Source organism: Candidatus Melainabacteria bacterium RIFOXYA2_FULL_32_9, from assembly GCA_001784615.1.
GTDB lineage: Bacteria > Cyanobacteriota > Vampirovibrionia > Gastranaerophilales > UBA9579 > UBA9579.
In genome coordinates this window covers 1-6,861 of the sequence record MFRQ01000110.1, presented here as the reverse complement: position 1 = coordinate 6,861, position 6,861 = coordinate 1, and the positions used below count along the sequence as shown (strand labels likewise).

Below are 6,861 nucleotides of genomic sequence, written 5' to 3'. Positions count from 1 at the left end.
GTCCTTAATTGTTTTGATAGCATCAATATACCTCTTTTTATCAATTTTTTTTAGGACTTCCAATGATTCTGCTAATTTTTCTCTTGGAATAGTTGAGGTTATAATATTTTGGATTGGATTACCTGTAAATGATACTGACGATGAAGGTTTTATTTTATTGTCTTGAGTAGAACCTGCTGTCTGAGGAGCTTTCTCTGTTTTTGTATTATTTATAAATGCTGCAAAAGGAGAATTTTCTTTATTATTGCCTATTGATTCCATATATTTATTTAAAGGATTCTTATCAGAAGCTTTACCTCTTTGAATTAATATTGGAGTACCAGTTAATTTTCTACTTATTATTTGGGTTGCAGCTAAGTTAATTGCATTAAGAGCAACAGCAAACTTCAAACTGGAATTCACAGCTTGTTTAAATGTAGTGCTTGTAACGTATCCTAAATAAGCAGATAAACCAACCGCCATTAATAATTGTTTAAATTTTGATTTCCATTCTTTTTTAGCTTGTACAGGATCATCACTTGTTAGTCTACTTAAATTGCTAAAATCGTTAGCAACAAAAAAAGCATTATACACGCCTACAAGCAAGGTTACCATTGAACTACATATACTAATGCTATAATTTGTTTTTATTGAATTCAATTGTCTATTTAAGAATTCAGATAATGTTTTTTTAATCTGATCTGTAGGCTTTCCTTCCAAATCTATAATTTTCTTATAAGCACCTTCAAGCCCAGTCATTACATAATTTATGTTACTTTTTTCCGTAATAGCTTTTTTAGTCTGTGAATTTGAGAAAAAATACTTTATTCCATTTGCTATACCAGCAATTGGACTTTTTAATGCTTCACAAAATCTATAATAAATAGGCTTTGTTACAACTATATCTGGGGTTTTGTCTTGAAATGACTTGAGAGTTTTTTCAAAAGCTAATCTTAAAGGTTCATCAAGGTAATCTTTAACTTTATTATATATCTCCATGGAATTTTTTTTCTCAAGAGGTCTAAATTCTTTAGCAATAGCCTTTATTAATTTCCCTGAATATAATAGAGAGCCTTTAAAAGTAAGACTATTTGCTTTCTTTACTTTTAAAGGCTCTCTCTCTTGTGCATTATTTAGATTACTCGGTATATGACTACAAATTCTTCGTGAATCTCTATTAATTACACCTGCAAAATTATCAGGCAATCCATGTGCTATATTATTTTCGTGTTTCCAAGTATTATTCTTAGGATTTGAATTAAATTTAGTGATCATAAAAATTTAAACAACCTCATTTAATCATAATCAGAAACCGTTTTGATTTACTCCCAGATTTATATGTTCTCTTGATCACTTAATATAGGTTTCACCAATTATATAAAGATTAAACATATGTAAATTTGATATTTTTTAATCAAGCTGATACAATTCTTTACTTTTTTATTTTCTCAAAATTCAAGTCTACAGCAGTTTACCATGCTTCAAATTATTAAATACTAAGACTAATAAAACTAATTAACTATCAGAATATCTAAATATTCACTTAAAACCATGGTTTCATGTTTATTAAAATCGTAGATATATCAATAAATTAACACTCTTATTACTAATAAAATTAATATTGTAGCCTTAAACATATTTTATAAAATTAAGCAACTACCCAGGTCTATAATTTTCAGATGTTAGTTTTTCAATTAAAATTTCTAATAAGTTAAGAATAAAAACTATAAAGGTTAAAACCTAAATGGCTATATTACCGGTCAATAAAATAAAGAAACTCTTTTTAGCGACTTTAAAAGCCAAAAAGTTTTTAGATAATGGTGCCGTTAAACTGGAAGAAATAAACAAGAAAATAAAAGAACAAGAAGAACTTCTGACTTTACAAAACCAGAAACTGCTTTCTAAAGATGAAGAATTAACAGAATATATCAACAAAATATTCGAGCAGCAAGAAAGAGAAAGAGTAGTTAGATGGCTGGTAGATAGTATCAGGGAATCTCTGGATCTTAGACAAGTTCTTGCTACTACAGTTAAGGAAGTAGGTAAACTTATTAAAGTAGACAGGTGTATTGTTGCGCTGTACGACCCTGAAAATTTAAAATTTAATCTGGAAAATGAATATAGGGCAAATGAAGATATTTCATCTTTTCTGGATAACCAAAAAAGCTTAAATATATCGAAAGAATGGTACAAATACCTGGTCGAAGAAAAAATGCCCATTGTAGTAGATAATATTGAATCCTTAATATTAAATTCCTCACAAAATCTCAATACTCAGTTCCTGGACACAAAATCGCTTATAATAACCCCTATAGCCCATAAAGGAGAGATATTGGGAGCAATTGGAGTCCATCAAACTCAATATCATAGAAAGTGGGATACAAGTAATATTGAAATTTTAAAAGATATAGGAAGCCAGATAGCTATAGCAATTAGACAAGCATCTTTATATACACAAGCTCAAGAAGCTACGAGGTTAAAAAGTGAGTTTTTGGCAAATATGTCTCACGAATTTAGAACTCCTTTAAATGCGATTATAGGTTTTTCTGAGATGATATTAGCGGGAAATTATGGCTCTTTAGCTCCTAAACAATCAGACTACTTAAATAATGTTGTAATAAGTGGAAAACATTTATTACAATTAGTCAATGATGTTCTGGATTTATCTAAAATAGAATCTGGAAATATGGAATTACACTATGAAAAGTTCGATTCTGGCAATATCATTAAACAAACGATAGCCACATTGAATAATATGGCTATAAAAAAGGACATTTCCATAGACTTACAGCTATCTGATGTTATTGTATATGGCGATAGTGTAAGATTTAAACAAGTAATATACAACCTTTTAAGCAATGCAATAAAGTTTACGGAAGAAAATGGCAGGGTCAGTGTTTATACAAGCATAACTCAAGGAAATCTAAAAGTGGAAGTTCAGGATACCGGAATAGGTATATCCCCTCGTGATAGACACAAGATATTTACACAATTTAGCCAAATAGATTCTTCTTACTCCAGAAAGCAAGAAGGAACAGGCTTAGGCCTAACATTAATAAAAAAACTTATTGAATTACATAAAGGTTATATAGATTTTGAATCTGAAGAAGGTAAAGGTTCTAAGTTCTGGTTTATTTTACCAGAAGCGGAAGTTCCAAAACTAGATATAGCAAATTAATCTTATTCTCAATAAGTCAATTTTTAAGACAGGAATGTTATTGTAGGCACCGTAAGAATGCTAAGCAGATTCTTAGAGTGCCGAAATAAGGAGAAAAGAAAAATACTCACTAATGTCATGCCGGACTTGTTCCGGCATCTATACAGTTATAGCTTAAAATTGAAATGTGGTTAGATCCCGGGTCAAGCCCCATTACTGTCCATGATAATTTCAAGTAGCCAAAGTGAAGTAGAATTGAAGTTGATTGGGGTTTTTCTGATACTTTTTTACCTCGCTTTGTACTGTTAACCTACTAAATAATCCGTTTTTTGCTATGGTTATTAATGTTTTTAACGGCATATTTTTGCAAAAATCGTTCATTATTTGCGATAACCTGAGCAAAACAAAAGAAATCATAGCAATACAAATCTGCGTTTTTATTGCATTTTCGCTTTTACCTAAAAACTTTTTAATCTTTAAATTCTGCTTTATCCATTTAAAGAACAGCTCTATGTTCCAACGTCTTTTGTATAATTCAGCTATTTCTTCATCACTTCACTTAAAGTCATTTGTAATCAGTATTAATGGTGATTTGTTTTCTCTTTGCACAATTACTTTTTTTAATGGTTTATGATGATATTCATTGATTTTTCCGCCTCTTGGTACTTTATTGCAAAACTGTATTACTTGAGAACTTATTGTTTCATTGGTAATCTGTATTTCACCTATTGACTCTGTTTTTGCGTTTTTCTTTAATCGTGTTACAAAATATGCTCCTGATTTTTCAATTTCATAATACCAGTTGTAATCGGTATAACCTTTGTCAAAAACATATGTAGACCCTTTTTGTATATCGATTTTTCGCCCTTCAACTATATCATTAACTTTTGGTGAAGTTATTTCAAAATATGTTGGAATATTTTCACTTGAATTAAACAAAACATGTACTTTTAAACCTTTGATATTTCGTGTTTGTTGCGCCCATTTGTGATGTTCTAAATCAAGTATAATTGGCGTAGAATCAATGATTTCGATAACTTCTTTTGTTTGAATCTGTTCATTTACTTTTAAATTACCTATTAAATCTATAAATACATCCCGATAAATTCGCCAATCTCTTGTACTATTTGCATTTGCTAACGTTGAACGAGCAATATTTCTTTTAATTCCAAGATGATATTGTTCTTTTGAGTGAAATTTAATAGTATTTTCTATTTCTCGCAAAGACGAACAATTTCCAATTTGTCCAAGAAGAATTGCTACAAATTGTTCCCAGCAGGAAAGTTTTTTTGAAGCAAAATCTCCATTGTATTTATCGACAAAACGCTTAAATTTTCTACGATTTACAGGTGTTAAAATCTTTCCTATTATGTTATTTTTAAACTGCATAGCAAACTCCTAAAACAAGTGTTGACAGCTTTATTTTAGGTGAAAAGTATTATTACTTCTTGCTATGCTCTTTTTTTGTTTATTTTATTTCGGACAGTAATGGGGTCAAGCCCGGGATGACCTTTCTACTATTTTATAAATGTGTAAAAACTTTTTCTTGTTTACTTAGCATTCCTGCCTGCATAATCTTTATTTTCATCTTATTACTGCTCAAAAATAAAAGAAAACTTATATGCATACCAAAATTTAGTATAAAATCATAATAGAACACAAAATAGAATTCTAGTTTTTAAAAATAATGAAAAATATTGAACTATTAGCTCCCGCTAAAGATCTGGAATGTGGAATAGCTGCAATAAAATGTGGTGCCGATGCTGTATACATTGGTGCAAATAAATTTGGAGCAAGAAATACTGTAGGTAACAGCCTTGAAGATATAGAAAAGCTTATTATATTTGCTCATAAATACTGGGCTAAAGTATATATCACAATTAATACTATTCTAAATGATAATGAACTGTTAGAAGCAGAAAAATTAATCAATAAACTCTATCAAATTGGTGCTGATGCTATTATTATTCAGGATATGGGATTATTAGAACTGGATTTACCGCCTATACCTTTATTTGCAAGCACCCAAACTCATAATAATAACTATAAAAAAGTAGAGTTCCTTGAAAAAGTTGGTTTTCAACGTGTAATTCTTGCAAGAGAATTGTCACTCCAGGATATAAAAGAAATTAAATCAAAAACAAATATAGATTTAGAATGTTTCATTCATGGAGCTCTTTGCGTAAGTTACAGTGGACAATGTTATCTAAGCTATGCAATAGGTGGTAGAAGTGGTAATAAGGGTGAATGCGCTCAACCCTGCAGAAAATTATATTCATTAATTGACTCATCAGAAAATGTTATAGCCAAGGATAAGTATTTATTATCTTTAAAAGATTTAAATCTGTCAGAATATATACAAGGCTTAATAGAAGCTGGCATAACTTCATTCAAAATAGAAGGCAGGCTAAAAGACATTAATTATATAAAGAATGTGGTTAGTTTTTATCGTCAGGAAATCGACAAATCTCTATTAAAACTCGATATTCACAGAAGCTCCAGTGGAAAAAGTATTATAAACTTTGAACCTGATCCATATAAAAGTTTTAATAGAGGTTTTACCAATTATTTTTTAAACGGAAGAAACAAGCATATAACATCTTTCGACACTCCAAAATCATTAGGTGAGCCTGTTGGTAAAGTAATATCAATTGATAAAACCTCTTTTACCATTAATACTAAAATAAAATTCAATAATGGCGATGGCATTTGCTTCTTTGACGAGAATAACGTCCTTCAAGGAACTAACATAAATAAAATTGAAAATGATCACATTTACCCGAATGACATAAAATTCATCAAAAAAGGCACATTTATATACAGAAATTTTAATCATGATTTTATTAAAAAGCTCGAATCAGCGCATATTGAAAGAAAAATTTCTGTACAACTAAGATTTTTTGAAGAAAATAATAAATTAATGCTCCATATAATTGATGAAAACGGTATTGAGGCCCATCAGGAAATAGAAATAAAAAAAGAAATAGCCAATAATAAAGAAATGGCATTAAATAACATCCAAAAACAGCTTTTAAAACTTGGAGAAACTGAGTTTGTTTGCTCAGAAATAACTATTGATCTTAAAAATATCTATTTTGTTCCCATAAAAACATTGAATGAATTAAGAAGAAACATAATAGATCAGTTAAGATTAAACCGTATTGAGAAATACCCAAGAGAAATTCATAAAATAGAAAGAAATAATTTCCCTTATATGGAAAAAAATCTTAATTATGAAGCTAATATCCTGAATGATAGTGCCAAAAACTTTTATCAAAGGCATGGAGCAGAAAAAATTAGTCTGGCAGCTGAATCTGGAATTGATTTAAATGGCAAAAAAGTCATGACTACAAAGCACTGCCTTAAATATCAATTAGATTTATGCCCAAAAGAAAGCCATAAAGCAAAGATAAAAGAGCCCCTTTATCTAATAGATAACCATAATAAAAACTATACTCTAAATTTTGACTGTAAAAACTGTGAAATGGAAGTTTTATTTTGAATATAAGCCATAATTAAATAAGCAGGTATGCTATTTAAGATGTCTTATTTACAGGGATTATGCATTAAATCACCAAAAGAATCATTATTATGTTGAACACTTGTGTCGCCAAATTTTTTAAATTCGTCCTGATAAAAAGATAATTAATAAATGCATATATTTTTGCCAGGACTCACCCTTCGGATCTGGTAAAAAATTTGGCTATTTATATCGCTAATAACTG

3 protein-coding genes and 1 pseudogene are annotated in these 6,861 nt (G+C 29.5%); 2 read left to right on the top strand and 2 right to left on the bottom strand.

All coding sequences use genetic code 11. From position 1 onward, the window contains the following. Positions 1–1,254 (bottom strand): annotated as a pseudogene (locus A2255_08280) (hypothetical protein). Positions 1,255–1,723: 469 nt separating this feature from the next. Between A2255_08280 and A2255_08275 the strand changes: the two are divergent. Further along, positions 1,724–3,157 carry a hypothetical protein gene (locus A2255_08275; protein ID OGI18390.1) on the top strand — a complete coding sequence of 478 codons (1,434 nt, stop codon included), beginning with the start codon at positions 1,724–1,726 and terminating at the stop codon, positions 3,155–3,157. Positions 3,158–3,691: 534 nt separating this feature from the next. On the opposite strand, the gene A2255_08270 is transcribed toward A2255_08275, so the two are convergent. Further along, a complete protein-coding gene (locus A2255_08270) occupies positions 3,692–4,525 on the bottom strand; it encodes a hypothetical protein (protein ID OGI18389.1) in 834 nt (277 codons plus the stop codon). A gap of 298 nt (positions 4,526–4,823) precedes the next feature. Between A2255_08270 and A2255_08265 the strand changes: the two genes are divergently transcribed. Next, a complete protein-coding gene (locus A2255_08265; GenBank protein OGI18388.1) occupies positions 4,824–6,638 on the top strand; it encodes a hypothetical protein in 1,815 nt (604 codons plus the stop codon). Positions 6,639–6,861: the final 223 nt, after the last annotated feature.

Excerpts from the sequence above, each read along its gene's own strand:
- A2255_08275 (OGI18390.1), top strand. The coding sequence starts at position 1,724 with ATGGCTATATTACCGGTCAATAAAATAAAGAAACTCTTTTTAGCGACT.
- A2255_08270 (OGI18389.1), bottom strand. The coding sequence starts at position 4,525 with ATGCAGTTTAAAAATAACATAATAGGAAAGATTTTAACACCTGTAAAT.
- A2255_08265 (OGI18388.1), top strand. The coding sequence starts at position 4,824 with ATGAAAAATATTGAACTATTAGCTCCCGCTAAAGATCTGGAATGTGGA.